The 21919-nt window shown below is 68.1% G+C and carries 24 protein-coding genes; 11 read left to right on the top strand and 13 right to left on the bottom strand.

Annotated features, from left to right (window positions below; translation table 11 throughout):
* Nucleotides 1–50 precede the first annotated feature (50 nt).
* Together AC1DBD_RS10215 and AC1DBD_RS10210 are read right to left on the bottom strand one after the other, a co-directional pair.
* Entirely contained in the window at nt 51–659 is a 609-nt protein-coding gene (locus AC1DBD_RS10215) for a MarC family protein (protein ID WP_441417841.1), read from the bottom strand.
* Nucleotides 660–667: 8 nt separating this feature from the next.
* On the bottom strand, nt 668–1513 hold the full coding sequence (locus AC1DBD_RS10210; RefSeq protein WP_476892198.1) for a PHP domain-containing protein: 846 nt from the start codon (nt 1511–1513) through the stop codon (nt 668–670).
* A 71-nt stretch (nt 1514–1584) separates the two neighbouring features.
* On the opposite strand from AC1DBD_RS10210, the gene AC1DBD_RS10205 reads away from it, so the two are divergent.
* Nucleotides 1585–3168, top strand: coding sequence for an aminopeptidase P family protein (locus tag AC1DBD_RS10205; RefSeq protein ID WP_441417186.1), 1584 nt, complete (start codon nt 1585–1587; stop codon nt 3166–3168).
* 88 nt (nt 3169–3256) lie between these two features.
* Here AC1DBD_RS10205 and AC1DBD_RS10200 read toward each other — a convergent pair whose 3' ends face one another.
* Entirely contained in the window at nt 3257–4129 is an 873-nt protein-coding gene (locus AC1DBD_RS10200; RefSeq protein WP_476982042.1) for a YflT domain-containing protein, read from the bottom strand.
* A gap of 77 nt (nt 4130–4206) precedes the next feature.
* Here AC1DBD_RS10200 and AC1DBD_RS10195 point away from each other — a divergent pair, with 77 nt between their 5' ends.
* The 3 genes from AC1DBD_RS10195 to AC1DBD_RS10185 are packed head-to-tail and all read left to right on the top strand — an operon-like array spanning nt 4207 to nt 7384.
* Entirely contained in the window at nt 4207–5490 is a 1284-nt protein-coding gene (locus tag AC1DBD_RS10195; protein ID WP_441417184.1) for a magnesium transporter MgtE N-terminal domain-containing protein, read from the top strand.
* Entirely contained in the window at nt 5471–6220 is a 750-nt protein-coding gene (locus AC1DBD_RS10190; RefSeq protein WP_441417183.1) for a DUF1003 domain-containing protein, read from the top strand. Before AC1DBD_RS10195 ends, AC1DBD_RS10190 begins: the two co-directional genes overlap by 20 nt.
* Before the next feature lie 12 nt (nt 6221–6232).
* The gene (locus tag AC1DBD_RS10185; RefSeq protein ID WP_476982041.1) at nt 6233–7384 is read left to right on the top strand and encodes an Mrp/NBP35 family ATP-binding protein; all 1152 of its coding nucleotides are present in this window, start codon (nt 6233–6235) and stop codon (nt 7382–7384) included.
* Nucleotides 7385–7417: 33 nt separating this feature from the next.
* Here AC1DBD_RS10185 and AC1DBD_RS10180 read toward each other — a convergent pair whose 3' ends face one another.
* The 3 genes from AC1DBD_RS10180 to sigE form a co-directional block, all read right to left on the bottom strand.
* Nucleotides 7418–7795 (bottom strand): twin-arginine translocase TatA/TatE family subunit, encoded by a 378-nt coding sequence (locus tag AC1DBD_RS10180; protein ID WP_441417181.1) that lies wholly within the window; start codon nt 7793–7795, stop codon nt 7418–7420.
* A gap of 101 nt (nt 7796–7896) precedes the next feature.
* Nucleotides 7897–9060: an anti-sigma factor family protein gene (locus AC1DBD_RS10175; protein ID WP_476982040.1), complete on the bottom strand. Its 1164-nt coding sequence runs from the start codon at nt 9058–9060 to the stop codon at nt 7897–7899.
* A gap of 8 nt (nt 9061–9068) precedes the next feature.
* Complete coding sequence (gene sigE, locus AC1DBD_RS10170; protein WP_175321762.1) at nt 9069–9704, bottom strand: RNA polymerase sigma factor SigE; 636 nt, start codon at nt 9702–9704, stop codon at nt 9069–9071.
* Nucleotides 9705–9939: 235 nt separating this feature from the next.
* Here sigE and AC1DBD_RS10165 point away from each other — a divergent pair, with 235 nt between their 5' ends.
* Nucleotides 9940–10572: an O-methyltransferase gene (locus tag AC1DBD_RS10165; protein WP_441417179.1), complete on the top strand. Its 633-nt coding sequence runs from the start codon at nt 9940–9942 to the stop codon at nt 10570–10572.
* Between the two features lie 65 nt (nt 10573–10637).
* On the opposite strand, the gene AC1DBD_RS10160 is transcribed toward AC1DBD_RS10165, so the two are convergent.
* The 4 genes from AC1DBD_RS10160 to AC1DBD_RS10145 all read right to left on the bottom strand — a co-directional run bounded on the left by AC1DBD_RS10160 (nt 10638) and on the right by AC1DBD_RS10145 (nt 13686).
* On the bottom strand, nt 10638–10805 hold the full coding sequence (locus AC1DBD_RS10160; RefSeq protein WP_079550332.1) for a DUF3117 domain-containing protein: 168 nt from the start codon (nt 10803–10805) through the stop codon (nt 10638–10640).
* A 225-nt stretch (nt 10806–11030) separates the two neighbouring features.
* Nucleotides 11031–12317, bottom strand: coding sequence for a hypothetical protein (locus AC1DBD_RS10155; RefSeq protein ID WP_476982116.1), 1287 nt, complete (start codon nt 12315–12317; stop codon nt 11031–11033).
* A 20-nt stretch (nt 12318–12337) separates the two neighbouring features.
* Nucleotides 12338–12745: a DivIVA domain-containing protein gene (locus AC1DBD_RS10150; RefSeq protein WP_441417178.1), complete on the bottom strand. Its 408-nt coding sequence runs from the start codon at nt 12743–12745 to the stop codon at nt 12338–12340.
* A 35-nt stretch (nt 12746–12780) separates the two neighbouring features.
* The gene (locus AC1DBD_RS10145) at nt 12781–13686 is read right to left on the bottom strand and encodes an LOG family protein (protein WP_476982039.1); all 906 of its coding nucleotides are present in this window, start codon (nt 13684–13686) and stop codon (nt 12781–12783) included.
* 161 nt (nt 13687–13847) lie between these two features.
* Here AC1DBD_RS10145 and AC1DBD_RS10140 point away from each other — a divergent pair, with 161 nt between their 5' ends.
* From AC1DBD_RS10140 to AC1DBD_RS10125, 4 genes are all read left to right on the top strand, one after another.
* The gene (locus AC1DBD_RS10140; protein WP_441417176.1) at nt 13848–14603 is read left to right on the top strand and encodes an amino acid ABC transporter ATP-binding protein; all 756 of its coding nucleotides are present in this window, start codon (nt 13848–13850) and stop codon (nt 14601–14603) included.
* An 88-nt stretch (nt 14604–14691) separates the two neighbouring features.
* Nucleotides 14692–15573, top strand: coding sequence for a glutamate ABC transporter substrate-binding protein (locus tag AC1DBD_RS10135; RefSeq protein ID WP_441417175.1), 882 nt, complete (start codon nt 14692–14694; stop codon nt 15571–15573).
* Nucleotides 15574–15673: 100 nt separating this feature from the next.
* Complete coding sequence (locus AC1DBD_RS10130) at nt 15674–16324, top strand: amino acid ABC transporter permease (protein WP_441417174.1); 651 nt, start codon at nt 15674–15676, stop codon at nt 16322–16324.
* Nucleotides 16321–17157, top strand: a complete 837-nt coding sequence (locus AC1DBD_RS10125; RefSeq protein ID WP_441417173.1) for an amino acid ABC transporter permease — start codon at nt 16321–16323, stop codon at nt 17155–17157. Before AC1DBD_RS10130 ends, AC1DBD_RS10125 begins: the two co-directional genes overlap by 4 nt.
* Before the next feature lie 105 nt (nt 17158–17262).
* On the opposite strand, the gene dapE is transcribed toward AC1DBD_RS10125, so the two are convergent.
* Nucleotides 17263–18387: a succinyl-diaminopimelate desuccinylase gene (gene dapE / locus AC1DBD_RS10120; RefSeq protein ID WP_441417172.1), complete on the bottom strand. Its 1125-nt coding sequence runs from the start codon at nt 18385–18387 to the stop codon at nt 17263–17265.
* A gap of 71 nt (nt 18388–18458) precedes the next feature.
* Between dapE and dapD the strand changes: the two genes are divergently transcribed.
* Together dapD and AC1DBD_RS10110 are read left to right on the top strand one after the other, a co-directional pair.
* Nucleotides 18459–19469, top strand: coding sequence for a 2,3,4,5-tetrahydropyridine-2,6-dicarboxylate N-succinyltransferase (gene dapD / locus AC1DBD_RS10115; RefSeq protein WP_476892191.1), 1011 nt, complete (start codon nt 18459–18461; stop codon nt 19467–19469).
* Nucleotides 19470–19565: 96 nt separating this feature from the next.
* Nucleotides 19566–20417, top strand: coding sequence for a hypothetical protein (locus AC1DBD_RS10110; RefSeq protein ID WP_476982038.1), 852 nt, complete (start codon nt 19566–19568; stop codon nt 20415–20417).
* Nucleotides 20418–20431: 14 nt separating this feature from the next.
* Here the strand turns inward: AC1DBD_RS10110 and AC1DBD_RS10105 are convergent, their stop codons facing one another.
* Both AC1DBD_RS10105 and AC1DBD_RS10100 read right to left on the bottom strand, forming a co-directional pair.
* Entirely contained in the window at nt 20432–21043 is a 612-nt protein-coding gene (locus AC1DBD_RS10105; protein WP_476982037.1) for a hypothetical protein, read from the bottom strand.
* 58 nt (nt 21044–21101) lie between these two features.
* Entirely contained in the window at nt 21102–21764 is a 663-nt protein-coding gene (locus AC1DBD_RS10100; protein ID WP_441417168.1) for a TetR/AcrR family transcriptional regulator, read from the bottom strand.
* Between the last annotated feature and the right edge of the window lie 155 nt (nt 21765–21919).

The following is a 21919-nucleotide window of genomic DNA, read 5'->3' as shown; positions in this document are numbered from 1 at the left end:
GTTTTGACGCCTCAAAACGACAACAAGTGGGAGTCAGTTGGGCGACGTCGTCAGGTCCAGCTCTTGATGAAGGCGTGCACGGCGTCGGCGATCATCTGCACCGCAATCGCGGAGAGCAGCAGGCCGGCGATCCGGGTGATGAGTTCGACGCCGTTCTCGCCCAGGGCGCGCTGCACGAGACCGGCGAACCGCATCGCCAGGTACAGGGACGCGAGTGTCACGGCGATCCCCAGCCCGACGGCGAGGTACTGCGCCATGCTGCCGGAGCGCTGGACGAACACCATGACGGCCACGATTGCACCCGGGCCCGCCATCAGCGGCGTCCCCAGCGGCACAAACGCGACGTTCTTGTACTTGGCGGCGTTCTCCTCGCCGCTGGTGGAGCCCGTGAGCAGCTGCAGCGCGATCAGCACCAGCAGCAGGCCGCCGGCCCCCTGCAGCGCGGCGAGCGAGATGTGCATGTAGTTCAGGATGGACTGCCCGAAAATCGCGAAGGTCACGATCACGCCCGTGGCCACGAGCAGCGCCTGCAGCGCCGACAGGTTGCGGTCCCTGGCGTCCATCTGGGCCGTCAGGGACATGAAGATCGGCACCGTCCCGGGCGGATCCATGATCACGAACAGCGTGACGATCACGGAGGCCAGGAGCTGGAGGTCAATCCACTCCATCAGCGCACCACGGACGATCCAGTGCCCAGTTCCTCGATCCGCGCGAAGACCTCGGGAGCGGTCAGGTTCTCGCCCAGCAGGTTGGGTTTGCCGGTCCCGTGGTAGTCAGAGGACCCGGTCACGAGCAGTCCGTGCTGTGCTGCGAGGCGGCGCAGGAAGGCGCGGCCCTCCTCAGGGTTGTCCCGGTGGTCGATTTCCAGCCCGGCCAGGCCGGCGTCGATCATCTCCCCGTAGGTGCGGTCCCTCACGATCCGCCCGCGGGAGGACGCCACAGGATGCGCGAACACGGGCACCCCGCCGGCGTCGCGGACCAGTTCGACGGCGTACACCGGGTCCGGCGCGTAGTGCTGCACCCAGTACCGGGAATGCGAGGTCAGGATCGATTCGAAGGCTTCGCTGCGGTCCTCGACCACGCCCGCGGCAACGAGGGCGTCGGCGATGTGCGGCCGGCCCAGGGTGGCGCCGGGGGCGACGTGGTGGATGACGTCGTCCCAGGTCAGCGGGTAGTCCTCGGCCAGCAGGCTGACCATCCGTTCGGCCCGCGTGAAGCGCGCGTCCTTGGCCTTGGTGATTTCCTCCAGCAGCCCGGGGTGCGCCGGGTCGTGCAGGTAGCTGAGCAGGTGGACGCTGATGCCCTCCCGAGTCCGGCAGGAGATCTCCATGCCGGGGACCAGCGCCACGCCGTTTTCCCGGGCGGCGGCGGAAGCCTCGGCCCAGCCGTCGGTGGAGTCGTGGTCGGTCAGCGCGACGACGTCGAGCCCGGCCCCCGCAGCGGACGCGATCACCTCCGCGGGCGCTTGGGTGCCGTCGGAAACATTCGAGTGGGCATGCAGGTCAATCCTCACCTCCCTAGCCTAGTAGATCCGCCGGGGCGGCTTGTTGGCCTAAGCCGCGCAGCTGGTGAGACGATGGGACGGTGAACGATGCAGATAACACCCAAGTCTCCGCTTCCCAGCCCCTCGAAGAGCGCGTCAACAACCGCTCGCAGCGGCCCAGCTCCGATGCCTTCAAGGCGTTCATGGCCAGCAACTGGGCCCCGTCCCGGGAACAGCTGCCGGAACTCGACGCCGTGGCCGGCCACGCCGCCGCCCGCCGCCGGGCCATCTCAGAGTTGTTCAAAGGTGAACGCCTGGTCATCCCCGCCGGCCCGCTGAAGGTCCGCTCCAACGACTGCGACTACCGCTTCCGCCCCCACTCGGGCTTCGCCCACCTCACCGGCCTGGGCCTGGATCACGAGCCCGACGCCGTGCTGATCCTGGAGCCGGCCGACGAAGGCAAGGGCGACGACGGCGGACACCACCGCGCGACGCTGTACTTCCGCCCGCTGGCCGGCCGCGACACCGAGCAGTTCTACGCCGACTCCCGCTCAGGCGAGTTCTGGATCGGCGCCCGGCCGACCCTCGCCGAGTTCAAGGCCCAGCTGGGCCTGGAGACCGCCGACCTGGCCGAACTCGAGCTCGCCATCACCAAGAACGTCGGTGCCCCGGAAATCGGCGGCATCTCCATCCGGCTGGTGCGCAAGGTGGACGAGAACATTGATGCGCTCGTGGACACCGCCCGCTACAACACCGCCAAGGATCCGGAGAACCTGGACCTGGGCGTGCTGGACGCGCTCGACGAGAAGCTCAGCGAGGCCCTCTCCGAGCTGCGCCTGATCAAGGACGAATGGGAAGTCGAACAGATGAAGACCGCCGTGGCCGCCACGGTTGAAGGCTTCACCGAAGTGGTCAAGGCCCTGCCGCGGGCGCTCACCCACCGCCGCGGCGAACGCGTGGTCGAGGGCGCCTTCTTCGCCCGGGCCCGCGAGGAAGGCAACGAGCTCGGCTACGACACCATTGCCGCTTCGGGCAACAACGCCACCGTGCTGCACTGGACCCGCAACACCGGCAAGGTCAACGCCGGCGAGCTGCTGCTGCTGGACGCCGGCGTCGAGGCCGACTCCCTGTACACCGCGGACATCACCCGCACCCTGCCGGCCAACGGCACCTTCTCCGAGATCCAGCGCAAGGTCTACGAAGCCGTGCTCGACGCCGCCGACGCCGGCTTTGCCGCCGCGCAGCCCGGCACCAAGTTCCGCGACATCCACACCGCGGCCACCACCGTTCTGGCCGAACGCCTCGCCGAGTGGGGCCTCCTGCCGGTGTCCGTCGAGGAAGCCATCAGCCCCGAGGGCCAGCAGCACCGCCGCTGGATGCCGCACGGCACCAGCCACCACCTGGGCCTGGACGTGCACGACTGCGCCCAGGCCAAGCGTGAACTGTACCTGGACGGGATCCTGGCCCCCGGCATGGTCTTCACGATCGAACCGGGACTGTACTTCAAGGAGGAGGACCTCGGCATTCCGGCGGAATACCGAGGAATCGGCGTCCGGATCGAGGACGACATCCTGATGACGGCGGACGGCCCGGTCAACCTGAGCGCGGCGCTGCCGCGGAAGGCCGACGACGTCGAGTCCTGGATGGCGGGCATCTACCAGGACGTTGAGGCGCAGCTGCCCTAGCAGCCGGGCAACAAGAAAGGGAGGGCCGCCGGTGATCCGGCGGCCCTCCCTTTCTTGTCCAGTGCCGTGCTTTGACTGCCTGGCGGCCTTAGCGCTGCTCGCCGTCCCGGCGGGGTCCGTCCGCGCTGGGTTCTCCCTGCCGGGGTTCGTTGGTGACCCGGACGCCGTACTGCGGCCGGCCGTCGGGCAGGTCCGGGTAGCTGACCCCGGAGGGGCGCACCGGCTCCTCCTCCGCGGCGGGCTCACCGGCGGCCGCCGGCTGGCCGGCGTCGGCGGTCCGCTGGCCATACGGGTCGCTCCAGCCCGCGGGACGCTGGGGCATCGGCCCCTGCCCCTGGTGGCCGGGCTGCTGCTGCTGCGGGCCCGGCTGTTGCGGACCGGACTGCCGCGGACCGGGCTGGAACGGCTGGTGCTGGTGGTCGTGCTGCTGGTAGCCCGCGGCGGAGGCGTCATGCTGCGTCATCGGCAGCTGGTGGAGCAGGCGGCGCGCCTCATGGGCGGCCTCGAAGGCCACCACGACGTCGTAGTTCGTTGCGACCACCTGGCTGGTGGAGGTGAAGTCACGCTGGCCGCGCTGCATGGCGTACGTGACGATGCCGAACAGCATAAAGAAGGCCGCACCCATCAACACCGAGGTGACGATCGAGAAGTAGCCGCCCGACTCCGAGAAGAAGGAGAGCATGACTCCCACGAAGAGGCCGAACCACATGCCGCTCAGCGCGCCGGAGAGCGCCACGCGGGGGTAGGTGAGCCGGCCGGTGACGCGCTCCACCATCTTCAGGTCATTGCCGACGATCGAGACCAGCTGCACGGGGAACTGCTGGTCCGCCAGATAGTCCACCGCCTTCTGGGCGTCCAGGTAGGAGTTGTAGGAACCGACGGTGTCCCCCTTGGGAACAGCGCGGGACTCGTCCGCCCCGCCGGGAGCGCCGGCCTTTGGACCACCAAAAATGTTAGACATACGCCCATTCTCACCCATCCAGCTGGGCAGCGGCTGCAAATTCAGCTAAAAGAGAGCGGACTCGGTAGCCTGTAGGTGTGAGCACAACTCTTTCGCGGGTATTTGTCGCGCGCCTCCTCGGACTGGACGTCTTCGACCCACTGGGCGACCGTCTGGGCCGGTTGCGCGACGTCGTCGTGCTCTCCCGCGGCAACCGGGGCGCCCCGCACGTGGTGGGCATCGTCGTCGAGGTCCCCGGCAAGAAGCGCGTCTTCGTGCCGATGACCCGGATCACCTCGATCGACCAGACCCAGGTCATCTGCACCGGGCTGGTGAACCTGCGCCGGTTCGAACAGCGCGGCGCGGAAACCCTCGTGGTCGCCGAGATGTTCGACCGCCGCGTGACCCTGGCCGACGGCAGCGGGGACGCCACCATCGAGGACATCGCGATGGACCGGCACCGCTCCGGCGACTGGTTTGTCAGCAAGCTCTTCGTCCGCCGCGGCCACTCCCTCTCGCCGCTGAGCAGGCTGCGCCGCAACGAAACCATGATCATCGACTGGGCAGACGCCCAGCAGGGCGCCCGCACCGAGCCCCAGGCCGCCACCCAGTTCGTCGCCACCCACGAGGACCTCAAGCCCGCCGACTTTGCCGAGGCCCTCCAGGAGATGAGCGACAAGCGCCGCTTCGAGGTCGCCAGCGAGCTCCAGGACGAACGCCTCGCCGACGTCCTGCAGGAAATGCCCGAGGGCGACCAGGTGGAAATCCTCTCCGCCCTCGACGTCGAACGCGCCGCCGACGTGCTGGAGGAGATGGACCCCGACGACGCCGCAGACCTCCTCGCCGAGCTCCCCAGCGCGCAGGCCGAGGAACTGCTGCAGCTGATGGAACCCGAAGGCGCCGAGGACGTGCGCCGCCTGCTCGAATACGACGAGGACACCGCCGGCGGCCTGATGACGCCCGTTCCGGTCATCCTGCCCCCGGAAGCGACCGTCGCCGAGGCCCTCGCCCACGTCCGGCGCGAGGAGCTCTCCCCCGCGCTGGCCTCGTCGATCTTCATCGCGCGCCCGCCGCTGGAGACGCCGACGGGGCGTTTCCTCGGCGTCGTGCACATCCAGCAGCTGCTGCGCTACCCGCCGCCGGAACCGCTGGGCAACCTGGTGGACAAGAACCTCGAACCGGTCTCTGACCAGGCCCACATCAGCGAGGTGGCGCGCACCCTGGCTACCTACAACTTGAACTCACTCCCCGTGGTCAACGAAGACGGCCGACTCGTCGGGGCGGTGACTGTTGATGACGTGCTTGATCATCTGTTGCCCGACGACTGGCGCGCCCACGATGACGACGCCCCGATAAGGAAACTTGGAGGCCGCATTGGCTGATATCAGCACACCACGGAACCCCAACGTCCGCCCGGGAGCCCGGACCACCGGCGGCCTTGATACCCCGTTGAGCGGCCGCGCCCGGATCCTGCCCAAGTTCTCCCCCAACCCGGATGCCTTCGGCCACGCCACCGAGGGCTTCGCCCGGTTCATGGGCACGCCGACGTTCCTGGTCTACATGACCGTGTTCTGCGTCTTCTGGCTGGTCTGGAACACTTTTGCGCCGAAGGAGTGGCAGTTCGACTCCCAGGCGCTCGGGTACACGCTGCTGACCCTGATGCTCTCCCTGCAGGCCTCCTACGCCGCACCGCTGCTGCTGCTGGCCCAAAACCGCCAGGACGACCGTGACCGCGTCTCGCTGGAGCAGGACCGCCAGCGTGCCGAACGCAACCTCTCCGACACCGAATACCTGACCCGGGAACTCGCCTCGCTGCGCATCGCCCTGCGCGAGGTCGCAACCCGCGACTACGTCCGGGCCGAGCTGCGCAGCCTCCTTGAGGACATGCTCGAAGCGCAGGAGGAACTGCGCACCCACGACCCCTCGGCCGGCGTACACGAGACCCCGCGGGACAAAGTCAAGGAAAAGCTCAAGGAACGCCGCGACAAACAGCGCAGCCCGCGTACCCAGCAGATCCCCCGCGTCAGGAGCGAGGCAACGCCGGACAAGCAGTCCGGTTCCGGTCCGGACGCCACCGGCGCGCCGGCGCACCGCACCTTCCCCGAAAGCTGAGCCAAGCCCGCAATGAGCACCCCGCAGGGATCAACCCCGGCATTCCCCCTGGACCAGGCCGTGCACGCCGCACTGGCCACCGTGATCGACCCGGAACTGCGCCGCCCCATCACCGAACTCGGCATGGTCGATTCCGTGGACATTTCCGGCTCCGGCCACGTACGGATAGCCGTGCTGCTCACCATTGCGGGCTGCCCGCTGCGCGGCACCATCACCGCGGACTGCGAGGCGGCCCTGGCCGCCGTGCCGGGCGTCACCGCCGTCGACGTCGAACTCAAGGTCATGTCCCAGGAACAGCGCGACACCCTCAAGGAGCAACTGCGCGGCCCGGGCGGTGCGCGCGGCATCCCGTTCAACGCGCCGGGCTCCCTGACCAAGGTCTACGCCGTGGCGAGCGGCAAGGGCGGGGTGGGGAAATCCTCGGTGACCGTGAACCTGGCCTGCGCCCTCGCGGCCCAGGGGCTGCGGGTGGGGATCGTCGACGCGGATGTGTACGGCTTCTCTGTCCCGGCGCTGATGGGCATCAGCCAGGCACCCACCCGGGTGGACGACATGATCCTGCCGCCGGTGGCCTACGGCGTCAAGGTCATCTCCATCGGCATGTTCGTCACGGGCAACCAGCCGGTGGCCTGGCGCGGGCCGATGCTGCACCGCGCCCTCGAGCAGTTCCTCACCGACGTCTACTTCGGCGACCTGGACGCCCTTTTCCTGGACTTGCCGCCGGGCACGGGCGACATCGCCATCTCGGTGGCGCAGCTGCTGCCCAGGGCGCAGATCCTGGTCGTGACCACTCCCCAGGCCGCGGCGGCCGACGTGGCCGAGCGGGCCGGGGCGATCGCGGTCCAGACCGGCCAGTCAGTGGCCGGCGTCGTGGAGAACATGTCCTATCTGGAAATGCCCGACGGCGGCAGGATGGAACTCTTCGGCAGCGGCGGAGGCGCCGTGCTCGCCGAGCGTCTGTCCGCCACCGTTGGCACCGACGTGCCGCTGCTGGGCCAGATTCCGCTCGACATCCTGCTTCGCGAAGGCGGAGACACCGGCGTTCCGCTTGTGCTTGGCCGGCCCGAAACTCCGGCAGCGCTGGCCCTGGCGGGCATAGCCGGCAGGCTGGCTGCCAGCCCGCGCGGGCTGAAAGGGATGTCGCTGGGCCTCCAGCCCCGCTGACACGGGCCGCACCGGGCCCGCCGGACGTCCTGTTTAGGTTGCCTCGGAGTCGAACGGCGCAGCCTCGCCCTCCGGCAGCCGCTCAACGACCCGGGCCGGCCGGCGCTCTTCGGCGGTGGCGACGGCGGCGGGCGCACCGGCGCTCACGGGCTTGGTGTCGTCCTCCAGGAGGGCTTCCTTGATGATCCGGCGGGGGTCGTACTGCCGGGGGTCGTACTTCTTCCAGTCCACATCGTCGATGTCGATGCCGACTTCTTCCTTGATCTGCTCGCGGGCGCCGGAGGCCATCCGCCGGACTTCCTTGACGATGTTGGCCAGCTTCTGCGTGTATTCGGGCAGCCTGCTGGGTCCGATCACCAAAAGGCCGATGATCAGCAGAAGTATGAACTCCGGTCCGTTGATTCCAAGCACCCTAGGAAGATTACCCTCTCAGTCCTGTGCGCGACGATTCCAGAAAACGCTGCCCGGGCCTGGCGGACGGGCCCCGTTACGGTGCGGCGCCATGGTGTGCGTCATCGTGCCAGCAGCTCCACAATCCGTTCCAGGCCCCGCTCAAGGCGGGCCGGGACTCCCTCCGCGCCGTGCGCCGTCGGGGCCTTAACGGGATGGGCATGCACCATGGCGCCCACGCCGTCGTCCGCCTGCTCCGCCGGGAGCTCGGAGATATACGTGAAGGTGGCCGTGGACGTCCGGTAGATGGCGCGGAAGGGCGCCTCTTTGTTGATCCAGAGCGAGCCGGCCGGGGCGGCGGGGCCAACCGCCGCGGCGGCGTCCAGCCGGGCGGCAACGAAGCCGTCCTCGGTGGCCGGATGCCCGGTCAGCACATTCACCGGCGGCCCGGCGGCGGGCTGTGCTGGGCCAGGCTGTGCTGGGCCAGCGGCCCCGGGGGTCGGCCGCACAGTGCCAGCCGTGCCGTGCTGGTCGGCGGAGACGTCCGCGTGTTGTTCCAGGACCGTCGCAAAGTGCCGGCCGTCGGTGAGGCGAAGCTCCAGGAGTTTCGAGCCGTCGGCGACCCCGCCGCGGGCCCAGACGAGGTGGTAGCCCAGCTCCCGCAGTTCCGGGCAGGTCCAGCCACGGGCACGCAGTGCGGAGAGCTGTTCGGCGCTCAGCGAGCCGGCCGGCGTGACGTCCGGCTCGACGCTGAGCTTCCACGCGGCCGCCGAGATGCTCTCGGAAGACAGCGCCGGGCCGGACGGACCCGACCCGGGAAAGGCCGAGGTGAACGCCTCGTCGGCGGGCAGCGCCGTATCGCTGCCCATGAGGTAGGCGGCACCGCCCATCAGGACGGCGGTGGCAGCCACGCCGCCGGCGATCTGGACAGCGAGCCGCAGCGGCCGCCCCTGCTGTGGCGGCGTCCGCCGCGGCGCAACCGAGGCCGGACCGGGCGCGGGAGCCGCCTCCGCATCCTGCTGCCCGGCGGCCAGGACGCCGGTGCGGGCCAGCAGGCGGGCGGTCAGGTCTTCGCTTGCGGCGGGCACAGCGGCACCGCGCAGCCGTTCGAGGTATTGGCGTTCGCGCTGCAGCCGGGCACGGCACGCGGTGCACCGCTCAAGGTGTTTCCGGCGCCGCTCCTGGGCCCTGCCGGCGAGCGGCTGCGCGCCCGTCCGGACCCGGCCCGGTTTCCGGCCGAAATACGTGCACGTGAGGCCCGCGAGGAAGTGTTTCAGTTGACCCATTGCCTGGTTCAGAGGAGGCCGGCGATGCGGGGCATCTTGAGCCGGGGCTTCAGTGACTGCTTTGCGGCCGGCTGCGGCCTGGGGTCGCGGTGGGCGAGCTTCTCGCGGAGCATCGTCCGGCCGCGGTGGATCCGGGACCGGACGGTGCCGAGTTTGACGTCCAGGGCCACGGCAACCTCGTCATAGGACAGGCCCTCAAGGTCGCAAAGCACCACGGCGGCGCGGAAATCCGGCGGGAGCTCCTCGAGGGCGGCCTGCACGTCCAGATCGAGATTGTTGAATTCAAAGCTCTGCTCCGGACCGGGCTCGCGGCCGGGAATGCGCGACTCGGCGTCCTCGGCCAGCGCATCGAAGCGGATCCGGCTCTTACGCCGGGCCTGGTCGAGGAAGAGGTTGGTGGTGATGCGGTGCAGCCAGCCGTCGAGCGTACCGGGCTTAAAGTTGTCCAGCGAGCGGAAGACCCGGACGAAGACTTCCTGGGTGAGGTCCTCGGCGTCGTACTTGTTGCCCGTGAGCCGATACGCCAGGCGGTAGACCTTGGCGGAGTGGTTGGTCACCACCTCTTCCCACGTCGGCCTGACCCACTCGGCCTCGGCCGTGGGCTGGGACTCGTCAGTTACCGGGACAGCTGCCACAACCGACATTGTCCACTCCCCTCGCGGATGGTGCTTACGCCTGGATGGCACTTGCTGCTGCAAGCCCCTACACCCCTAGATTCGGCGCCGATCACCACGCGGATGAGCGGATATCCATCATTTCAAAATAAGCTGGGAATTTCCTGACGTGGCCGGTTCTTCCGCCCACGGCGGAACGCAGAAGACCGCGCAGGACACAGTACGCTGTATGAAACACTCCCCTCCTGCCCGGAAAGCGATACCCATGAGCGCCGATAAGTCCACGAGCTGGTCCTACGCAGAAGATCTGCCTGCCGAGGATGAGGTCTTGTTGCACGCGCGCGAACGGTCTTTCGAACTGGGCGTCACCCCGATCGGGCCCGGCGTCGGCGCCGTCCTGACCGTACTCGCAGCCGCCTCCAAGGCTCAGACCGCGGTGGAAATCGGCACCGGGGCCGGCGTTTCCGGCGTCTGCATCCTGCGGGGCCTGGGGCCGCAGGCGGTGCTGACGACGATCGACGTCGACGTCGAACACCTCCGCGCCGCGCGGGAGTCCTTCCAGGAGGCCGGGAGCCCCGCCAACCGCACGCGCACCATTTCCGGCCGTGCCGGCGACGTGCTGCCGCGCCTGACCGACGGCGCCTATGACCTGGTGTTCATCGACGCGGACAAGCCCAACTACCCCAGCTACGTGGAGCAGGCCGTCCGGCTGCTCAAGTCCGGCGGCCTGCTGATCGTCAACGACGCCCTGGACAAGGACCGCGTCTCCAACCCCGCGGCCCGCGAGGCAACCACCGTCGTCCTGCGCCAGGTCGGAAAATCCATCCGCGACGACGACCGCCTCGCCTCAGCCATGCTGCCCACCGGCGACGGTTTGCTGGTGGCGGTCAAGAAATAGCCCGGGCTGCCGGAAAGGGGCCCGCTGCCAACCGGCTGCGGGCCCCTTTTCCTGTGACGATAAGGCTATTCGGTAACGCCGACCAGGCATTCCTTAAGATTTGTCGCTTCGGCAGCGTTGAGTTCGACCACAAGCCGTCCTCCGCCTTCGAGCGGAACCCGCATGATCAGGCTGCGGCCCTCTTTGGTCACTTCCATAGGGCCGTCGCCGGTGCGTGGTTTCATAGCCGCCATGAGGAATATCCCCTCCAGTAGTCCCGTGACTTACCAGCCCGGCCGGGCTGTGTCCGCTTGGTCAAACAAGACGCCTGGCGGCCGTGATGGCAGCCGCCGTGGCTCAACACTCAGTTTTCCTTTGCTTACGGCCCATTATCCCGTAATTACGCGCTTGTAGCTAATCGATGGACTTTTTATGCTCCTTGGGAATGTCGCGCTTACGGCAGGAAAACGTGTTCGGCGTCACGGCGGATAGTCGCCGCCGCCGGGCAATTGGGCCCACGCCCAAAGCCACACGATCCAGACGATTTGCAGCAGAATAAACATGACAACAACCGTCGCGCGGTAGGCGCGGGAGCGGGATACGAGTGCCGCGCCGAGGGCCAGCGGGAAGAGCGGCAGCAGCATCCGGAAGGTGCTGGTCTGCGGGTGCAGGAACACCAGCAGATAACCCACGTAACAAACGCACCACAGCCGCAGCTCCGTGCCCAGCGCCGCCACGGGACGGGACATCATGAGCAGGACAAAGGCGGCCACGAAGACGAACGGCGCCAGCAGCCCCAGGACGGGTCCGAAGAGCTGGACGCCGGCGTCGAACCAGGGTTTGAACGGCACCAGGTCATGCCCGCGCCACACCGTTTCGGTCTTGGTGTAGGCCTGGACGTCGCCCGTGACGGCCCAGGCAAACGCGGGCCACAACAGCGCCCCCAGGCCGCTGACGGCGGCAAGGCCGGCCAGCGACCACAGCTCCCCGCGGCTATGCGGCCCGGCGGCGGGGATCCCGGCGGCGGGCATCCCCAGGTCGGGGCTGTGCACCGCACCGGTCCGGGGCCGGCCGCGGACCGTCGCGACGAGGCTCGGGTACACGCGGTACAGGAACAGCAGCCCGACCATCGCGGCGAACGGCACGCCGGTTGGCCGCGACAGGCACATCAGCAGCACCACCGGCATGGCCCAGAGGTAGCGCCGGCGCAGGACGAGCAGCAGCGCCGCGGCCAGCAGCAGGAGATTCAGGGACTCCGCGTAGGGAACCTGCAGCACCGGGGAGACGGGGAAGGTGGAGAAGAACACCGTGCCCCAGAGCGCCGTGCGGTGGGTGGCCTTGTGCCGGAATAGCCGGTAGACCACGAGGGCCGCCGCCAGTCCGGAGAGCATGGCGATGACGGTAAGCGCGGCGGCGGGCGCGATTCCGGCCAGCCCGGCGAGGGTCCGGCCCAGCAGCGGGAAGAGCGGGTAGAAGGCCCATGTGTTTTCCTGCACCGCGCCGGCGTCGTCGGTCGGCAGTTGGGCGGGATAGCCGTTCCGCAGGGCCTCGCCGTACCAGCGGGCATCCCAGATGTTGATGAAGTTCCAGTAGTCGGGCTTCGCCGGAAACCACGGGTTCACGCCCTGGTGCAGGGCGGCCGCCATGAAGATGCAGGCGCTGACCAGCCGCGCGGCAAGGTAGATGCCGCCGACCTGCAGCCACCACGGCCAGCGGGCGGCGCGCGTGCCGGCGGCCGCAATCCGGCTCCACACGGCGGAGTTCAGGCCCTCCTGAGCCACCGGGGTCACGGGGCCGGGTCCGGCGCAGGGTCCGGGTGCCGTTCCGGCGCCCCTTCCGGCAGCGGGTGTTCCAGCGGGGGTAGTTCCGGCGTCGTTGCCTCACGCTCCGTGCGGAGCCGGGCGATTTCACGGTCCTTCCGGGCGATCTGGTCCCGCAGCTCGTCGAGGACCTGGTCCACCTGGTCCATCCGGTAGCCGCGCAGCCCGACGCCGAACCTGATCCGGTCGACGTCGGCCGGGTCCGCGTCGGCGGGCAGCAGCACGGCCGGCAGCGAGGCCACCGGCTCGTCGAAGCCGTCGTTGAAGGGCTGTTCGCCGGCGCCGCGGCGGAAGATCCGCGGCACCAGGTCGGTGCCGACGAGGATGGCGACGGCGGCCAGCACGATCGCCACGAAAACCAGGAAGAAACTCACAGCTCCATCGTGCCAGACCCGGCCGTGCGGGCTGCTCAGGCCCGCGGGCCGTTAGCCGCGCCGTAGCTGCCGTTTCCAGTGCCGCTGGTCCCCGTGCTGTTATTCCCATTACTGGGGCTGGTTCCGTTCGGGTTGCGGTGGCGGGCGGCGCCTTCGACGATGAGTTCGACGGCGAGCGCCGGGTCGTCAACGACCTGCACCAGGTCGAGGTCTTCCTCCGCCATCATGCCCTCGGCGACCAGGGTGGTCTGGATCCAGTCCAGCATCGGGCTCCAGAAGGCGGTCCCGATCAGCACGATCGGGAAGGAAGTCACCTTCCGGGTCTGGACCAGGACCATGGCCTCGAATAGCTCATCCAGGGTGCCGAGGCCGCCGGGAAGGACAATGAAACCCTGGGCGTACTTCACGAACATGGTCTTGCGCGCAAAGAAATAACGGAAGTTGATGCCCAGGTCCACCCACTGGTTCATGCCCTGCTCGAAGGGCAGTTCGATCCCCAGGCCTACCGACACCCCGTTGCCCTGGACCGCGCCCTTGTTGGCCGCTTCCATGGACCCGGGACCGCCGCCGGTGATCACGGCCAGGCCGGCTTCGGCCAGTTTGCGGCCCACGTCGACGGCCAGCTCATAGTTGAGGCTGCCCGGCAGCGTCCGGGCGGAGCCGAACACGCTGACCGCCGGGCCAAGGTCCGCGAGGGCGCCGAAACCTTCCACGAATTCGCTCTGGATCCGCAGCACACGCCACGGGTCGGTGTGCACAAACTGTCCGGGGCCCTTGGTGTCCAGCAGCGTCTGGTCCGACATCGTGACCCTGGCAGCCTTGCGGCGCAGCTCCAACGGACCCTTGTGCCGGATGCCGTTCGCCTGCGGGGCGTCCCGCCGCCCGGCCCCGGCGTTCGGTGCGGGGTTCTGCTCTGGCGTGGGCTGCTGCTCGGTACTCATGCCCATAGGCTAGCGCGGATCGGAAGGCCCGGCGCCGCGGCGCGGCGGGGCGCCGGGAGGGTGTGGTACGACCCTGACCTGCGGATATCTCTTGGGTCACGATGTTGACCAACTCCGAGTGATTGGGGTCATAATCCGCTAATGTTCGCTAGATTCTTCTTATGACTACTCAAGTGCCCGGCGATGCCCTCGTCTCCCTAAATGCCGTCAACAAGCATTACGGCCAGTTGCACGTCCTCAAGGACATCAATCTGAACGTCCGCAAGGGAGAGGTCGTTGTTGTCATCGGCCCCTCGGGCTCCGGCAAGTCAACGCTCTGCCGCGCCATCAACCGCCTCGAGACCATCGACGACGGCGTCATCACGATCGACGGCAAGGAACTTCCCGCCGAGGGCAAGGAACTCGCAAAGCTGCGCGCCGACGTCGGGATGGTCTTCCAGTCCTTCAACCTGTTCGCGCACAAAACGATCCTGGAAAACGTCACGCTCGGCCCGATCAAGGTCAAGGGGGTGTCCAAGGCCGAGGCCGACAAGGACGCCATGGCTCTGCTGGAGCGCGTCGGCGTCGGACACCAGGCACCGAAGCTGCCGGCTCAGCTCTCCGGCGGCCAGCAGCAGCGCGTGGCCATCGCCCGCGCCCTGGCCATGAAGCCGAAGGTGATGCTCTTCGACGAGCCCACCTCCGCGCTGGACCCGGAAATGATCAACGAAGTCCTCGACGTCATGATCCAGCTGGCCAAGGAAGGCATGACGATGATCGTGGTGACCCACGAGATGGGCTTCGCCCGCAAGGCAGCCGACCGCGTGGTCTTCATGGCCGACGGCCAGATCGTCGAGGACGCGACGCCCGAGGAGTTCTTCACCAACCCCAAGAGCGATCGGGCCAAAGACTTCCTGTCCAAGCTCCTGACCCACTGAGCCGGCAAGGCTCCGCACACCACCACTGAAATTCCGCAGATTCCGCACCCAGGCTGCCGCGAGGCGGCCGTCCAATGAAAGGAATGTCATGATGGCATTTTTGACCCGAAGGAAATCCCTTCTGGTGGCCGCATCCGCAGCTCTGGCGCTGAGCCTGAGCGCCTGCGGCGGCAGCTCCTCCACGACGAACCCGCCCGTAGCCGAGAAGCCGAGCTTCGCCGCCGACAGCACCATGGCAAAGCTTTCTTCTGCCGGCAAGATCACCATCGGCACCAAGTTCGACCAGCCGCTGTTCGGCCAGAAGGGCCTCGACGGCAAGCCTGTCGGTTTCGACGTTGAGATCGGCAAGCTGATCGCCGCGAAGCTGGGCATCCCCGCCGACAAGATCGAGTGGGTCGAGACTGTTTCCGCCAACCGCGAGCAGTTCATCAAGCAGGGCAAGGTCGACATCATCGTCGCCACCTACACGATCAACGACAAGCGCAAGACCGAAGTCGACTTCGCCGGCCCGTACTACGAGGCTGGCCAGGCCCTCATGGTGAACAAGGACAACAACTCCATCACCAAGCCCGAGGACGTCAAGGGCAAGAAGGTCTGCTCCGTGACCGGTTCCACCCCTGCCTCCACCATCGTGGAGAAGTACGGAGCAATCCTGGTCCCGGCCGCTACCTACTCGGCCTGCCTTGAGCCGCTGCGCAACAAGCAGGTTGAAGCCGTCACCACCGACAACGTCATCCTCGCCGGATTCGTCAACAAGGAGCCGGACGCCTTCAAGCTGGCCTCGGACGAGACCTTCACCAAGGAGCCTTACGGCATTGGCCTGAAGAAGGACGACAAGGTCTTCCGCAACTGGATCAACGACCAGCTGGAAGCCTTCGACAAGGATGGCTCCTACAAGAAGGCCTGGGAAGCCACCGCGGGCTCCGTCATCAAGACGGCCCCGAAGCTCCCCGCCATCAACCGCTACTAAAGCCGGATGTGGCGGCCGCCGGAAACCGCGGCACTCGCGGCCCGGCGGCCGCCACAGCCCCGCTAACGCTTGAATCCCCTCAACGCAGCTGAAGGAACCTATGGACGTCATCATTGAGAGCCTGCCCCAATACTGGGACGGCTTTCTCAGAACCCTCTTCCTGGCAGTGGTCTCGGGAATCATCGCCCTTGTCTTCGGTACCCTGCTCGCAGCGGCCCGGGTCTCCCCCATCGCCGCGCTGCGCGGCTTCAGCATGGCCTACGTGGAGATCGTCCGGAACACCCCGCTGACCATCGCCTTCTTCTTCGCCGCCGTGGTGCTGCCCCGCCTGGGTGTCACGTTCCAGCAGTTCGAAGTCGCCGCCATCATCGCCCTGAGCGCCTACACCTCGGCCTTCATCGCCGAGGCCGTCCGCTCCGGCGTCAACAGCGTTCCCGTGGGCCAGGCCGAGGCCGCCCGCAGCATCGGCATGAAGTTCAGCCAGGTGCTCTCCCTGATCATCCTGCCGCAGGCCCTGCGCACGGTGATCCCGCCCTTGATCAATATCCTGATCGCCCTGGTGAAGAACTCCTCCGTGGCCGGCGCGTTCTATGTGCTGGAGCTCTTCGGCTACGGCAAGCAGCTTGCCAACGACCACGGCGATGCCGTCATGTGGGTCCTGGTGGGCGTCGCGTTCTTCTACCTGCTGATAACCGTCCCGCTTGGCTACCTCGCCAACGTGGTTGAACGAAAGGTGGCGATCGCACGATGACCTCAGTTCTCTACGACGTCCCGGGTCCCAAGGCCCGCCGCGTTTCCCTGATCGGTTCGGTCATCGGCGTCATTGTGATCGGCGCGCTCCTGGTCCTGGCCGTAATGACCCTGGCCCAGCAGGGCATCTTCGAAGGCCAGCGGTGGGCCATCTTCGGCCAGGCCGACGTTTGGACGCTGATCGCCAACGGCATCGGCGCCACGCTGAGCGCCGCCGCGGTCTCGGCCGTGATCGCCTTCCCCCTGGGCCTGCTGCTGTGCCTGATGCGGATCTCCGACGTCGCCTGGATCCGTGTCCCCACCCGCATCGTCCTGGAGTTCCTCCGCGGCATGCCGGTGGTCCTGATGATGCTGTTCGTGTTGCTCGTCTTTGCCACCAGCTCCTTCATCGCCGTCGTGGCCGGCCTGGTCCTCTACAACTCGGCCATCTTCGCCGAAATCATCCGGGCCGGCATCCAGTCGCTGCCCAAGGGCCAGCGGGAAGCCGGCCTCGCTATCGGCCTGACCAGCTTCCAGTCCCGGCTGACCATCGAGCTGCCCCAGGCCATCCGCCGCATGCTCCCCTCGCTCGTGGCGCAGCTGGTTGTCCTGCTCAAGGACACCTCGCTCGGATACATCGTGGCCTACGGCGAGCTGCTCCGCGCGGTGCAGGTCATGGCGGACTTCCTGGGTCCGCAGTTCCTCTTCCCGGTGTTCTTCGTGGCCGCCGCGATCTACATCGCGATAAACCTGGCGGTCTCCCGCATCGCCATCTGGATCGAGAAGCGCGGTTCCAAGAAGGCCGCCGGCGGCATGGCCCACGTCCCGGTCGCCGGAGTCGCACCGGCCAAGTAGCCGGTACCAGCCGCCAGTACAAACGCAGGAGGTCCGGAACCCAGTCGGGTTCCGGACCTTCTGCCTTTTTCCCGGACGGGCCAGCGGCGAATTGGTCCCGGCCGGCTAGACTCCCAGCCAGCTCCGCAGCGCCCGCAGGCACTCGCGGATCGCGTCGGCGTCGACGTGCTCGTCGTCCTTGTGCGCCAGCAGCGCATCACCCGGCCCGAAGTTCACGGCGGGGACGCCGAGCTCGCTGAAACGCGCGACGTCGGTCCAGCCGTACTTCGGCTTCGGCTCCGCGCCGACGGCGGCGACGAAGGACGCGGCGGCGGGGTGGTTCAGGCCGGGCCGGGCCCCGTTCGCTCCGTCGGTGCGGACCAGGTCGAAGCCGGCGAGCAGTTCGCGGACGTGCTCCTCGGCCTGCTGCATGGATTTGTCCGGGGCGAAGCGGTAGTTGATCTCCACCACGCAGCGGTCCGGAATGACGTTGCCGGCCGTCCCGCCGTTGACCCGCACGGCGTTGAGGCTCTCCCGGTAGTCCAGTCCGTCCACGGTGACGGTCTGCGGCTGGTAGGCGGCCAGCCTGGCCAGGATCGGGGCCGCAGCGTGGATGGCGTTGCTGCCCATCCAGGCCCGCGCCGAGTGGGCCGCCTCACCGAGGGTGGTCGCCTCGAAACGGATGGTGCCGTTGCAGCCGCCCTCGACGGTCCCGTCGGTCGGTTCCAGCAGGATCGCAAAGTCGCCCTCGAGCAGGCCGCCGTGGTTCCGGACCAGCCGGCCGAGGCCGCTCTTGACCCCCTCGACTTCCTCGTGGTCATAGAAGACGAAGGTGACGTCCTTATCCGGTGCCGCGCCGCCGTCGAACAGGCCCGCTGCCAGCGCGAGCTGCACCGCGACGCCGCTCTTCATGTCGGTGGCGCCGCGCCCGTACAGGACGCCCTCCCCCGGCGCCCCTGAGGGCCAGTAGGAGGGGACGGTGCCCAGCGCGCCCTCGGTGGTCGGCAGCGGGACCGTGTCCAGGTGTCCGGCGAGAATGACGCGCTCCGCCCTGCCCAGGTTGGTGCGGGCGATCATCGCGTCGCCGTCGCGGGTCAGCTCCAGCTGCGGGATGGCGCGGAGGGCATGCTCCACGGCGTCGGCCAGCCGGCGTTCCTCTCCGGAGACGCTGAAAATGTCGATGATGTCCGCGGTCAGCAGGGCAACGTCCTGGCGCAGGTCCAGGCGGGCGGGGGCAGTATGATCAGTCACCGTTCCACTGTATCTGCCCGCCCCCCGTCACCGGTTTCGGGGAGCGCGGGGGCCGTCTATAGACTTGACGCATGACTGAAACCGCTTCTGCTGCTGTGCCCGACAACTCCCGCTCCGCCTACGGTTACGGGCTCGCAACCATCGCCACCCGCAACGGCACGGCCACGGTGCTGGACGTCTGGTTCCCGGCGCCGGCGCTCGGAACCGCTGCAGAGAACCTGCGCGACGTCGCGAACGCGGACCAGTCACTGCTCGACATCGCCGCACACGGCGCCGACGCGGACCGTGGCACCGAACAAAAGGTCGTTTTCGCGCAGATCCACCTTGACGAGGCGCCTGCCGACACCGCCGACGCGTACCTGCGCCTGCACCTGCTCTCCCACCGTCTGGTGCGGCCGAACAGCATCAACCTGGACGGCGTTTTCGGCAAGCTGCCCAACGTCGTGTGGACCAACTTCGGCCCGGCCGCCGTCGAGGACTTCGAACTGACCCGCGCACGGCTGCGCAAGCGCGGCGCGGTGACCGTCTACGGCGTGGACAAGTTCCCCCGGATGGTCGACTACGTCATCCCCTCCGGTGTGCGGATCGCCGATGCCGACCGGGTCCGCCTCGGCGCGCACCTGGCCGAGGGCACCACCGTCATGCACGAGGGTTTCGTAAACTTCAACGCCGGCACGCTCGGAACATCCATGGTCGAGGGCCGCATCTCCGCCGGCGTGGTGGCCGGCGACGGCTCCGACGTCGGCGGCGGGGCCTCGATCATGGGCACCCTCTCCGGCGGCGGCAAGGAGAAGATCTCCCTTGGGGAACGGGTCCTGCTCGGCGCCAACTCCGGCGTGGGCATCAGCATCGGCGACGACTCCGTCGTCGAGGCCGGCCTCTACGTCACGGCCGGAACCCGGGTGCGGGTGATCGGGCCGAAGGACGCCGACGGCGAGGACACCAGCCGGATCGTCAAAGCCGTCGAACTCTCCGGCGTCCCGAACCTGCTCTTCCGCCGCAACTCCTCCAGCGGCGAGGTGGAAGTACTGCCGCGCAAGGGCCAGACTGTCGAGCTCAATGAGGCCCTGCACGCCAACTAGGCGGCTGCCGCCAACCAACCGGCTGAAGAACAAACCGGCTGAAGAACAACTGGCTGAAGAACTAACTAGCCCGTCAGGGCTTGAGGGAGTAGTTACGTGGCACGCAGAGGTGGCTGGCGCCGTCGGATCGTGCTGTTGCTGACCCTGGCCATGGTGGCGGGTGCCATCTACACGGCGGTGGGATTCCTGCAGCGCTCCGAAACGCTGATCACGGAGCGCTGCACCGCGGTGGGCGCAGGCGGCGAAGATCTTGCCACCGACCAGGCCGCCAATGCCGCCCTGATCAGCGCCATTGCGGTCCGGCGCGGGCTGCCGGCACGCGCAGCCAGCATCGCCTTGGCCACCTCCATGCAGGAATCGAAGCTGCGCAACATCGGCCACGGCGACCAGGCCGGCCCGGATTCCCGAGGGCTGTTCCAGCAACGGCCGTCGCAGGGATGGGGCACCGAGCAGCAGGTGATGGACCCGTACCACGCCACAAACGCCTTCTACGATGCGCTGGTGAAGATCCCGGGCTACGAATCGCTTCCCATCACGGAGGCCGCGCAGCGGGTCCAGCGTTCAGCGTACCCGGGCGCCTATGCCCAGCATGAGCCGATGGCCCGGGCCTTCGCCTCGGCGCTGACCGGGTACACCCCGCAGGGCGTCGATTGCTCGCTGCGCAAGCCGGATACCGCCGGGGCCGCCGGGCAGGTCCGCCAGCGCCTGCTGGCGGCTTTCGGGAGCATCCCGGCGACGGCGGCCGGCCGGACGCTGACCATCCAGGTCCAGGGCAGCGAGGCGTGGGCAGTGGCGCAGTGGGCGGTGGCCAACGCCAAGGCCTTGTCCGTCACGGAGGTGCGGGTTGACGGGCAGGGCTGGACCAGGGTGTCCCACAAGGGCTGGCAAACCGCAGAAGGGCCTGAGGGGCAGGTCACCATCACGGTTGCCGACAAACCCGCGTCGTAGCTGCCGGGCCCCGCTCAGACCAGCAGTTCGACGACCGGCTGGACGTAGCTGCGGAAGAGCTCCGGTTCGGACAGCAAGGCCGAGCTCATGATGATCTTGTCCGGCTCCAGGTACCAGGCCCGGGGCTCGGCGAGCGGAAGCTCGATGATGGTCAGTTCGAAGTCGCGCGCGGCCCGGCCGACTTCCAGCAGCCGGTCATCGACCATGTCGGCGAGCACCTGATTGGCCCCGCTGGCGTCCCGCTCGGCTTCGAGGGCAAGATACTCCCCGCGGCGTTCCCGGGCCCAGCTGAGGGCGGCGCCGAAGTGCGCCTGCAGCACGCGCCGGAGGGCCGGCGAGTTACCGAAGGCCCGGAAGCCAGGCGGACCAAGCTCGGGCTCCATCTCCGGGTGGGCCTTCAGGATCTGCGCCCACCAGGCTTCCCACTCGGTCTTGAGGGCCGGCATGCCGCCGACCTCGTCAATCAGGTGCGTATGGTCGGAGGACCGGATTTTCGGTGCCACGTGGGAGAGTGCGGGGTGGCCCGCGGTTTCCAGGCCGGCCGCGTCGCGGACGTAAAGCGCTATGAGCATGGGACCTGAGGTGTCCATGGTGATTCGCCAGCCGGGACCGCCTGTGTGGTGCATCCGATTGCCTCCCTTGGCATGACGTACTTATCCAGTCTATTCCTGAAGGTAGCGCACGTTAATGGCTGGCAGCGCGGCGGTCCAGGCTCGCCAGATGGGCTTCCAGTACATCGTGGCACATTTGCGCCGTCATCCATTCCGGCTGCAGCAAAGCGTGCATGGTAAGTCCGTCCAGGGTCGCCAGCAGCCGCTCGGCCTCGGTGACGAGCCGCTGCTGCCCCGGCACCTCCGTGCCGTCTGTGCCGTCGACGGCGGCCGTGCCGTCGGCCGCGGCTAGGTCCATCATCAACCGGCCCACGACGGCTGCCACCGTGCGGTGGCTGCGGTCGGCTTCCGCGGCGAGGAATGGCTTGGTCCGGGCCGCGTTCTTGAAGGCCATCCAGACGCAGGCATCCACGGCCCGCTCCTCATCCAGCGGCAGCAGTTCCCCCAGCAGGGTTAACACGCCTCGCCGGTGCTCGGCCGAGCCAGGGGCGGTTTCCGCCAGCCGGTCCTCGGCGGCGTCGAGCCGGCCGGCGATGCGGTCCACCACGACGCCGAACGAGTGGGCCAGGAGTTCGTCGCTGCTGGCAAAGTAGTGCCGCACCGAGCCCACCGCCAGATCGGCTTCGTCCGCTACTTCGCGGAGGGAGGCCCGTTCCAGCCCGTCCGCCGCGACGATCCTGAAGACGGCTTCGACAACTTCCTGGCGCCGCAATGCAGCGTCGACAAATTTGGGCATTGCTCCTTTTTAGCACGGATGTGCCCCCACCCGGGTTGCCCACGCCGGTCACACCCGCAACTCCAGCACCATTCACTCCAGCACCATTCACTCCAGCACCACGGACTTCCCCGCTAACGACGCCGGCCGCGCACCTCAWGCWTGAGGTGCGCGGC

Source organism: Arthrobacter sp. 10T419 (genome assembly GCF_056394105.1).
Note: the sequence above shows the minus strand (reverse complement) of the source record. Positions and strands in the feature narration are given on the sequence as shown.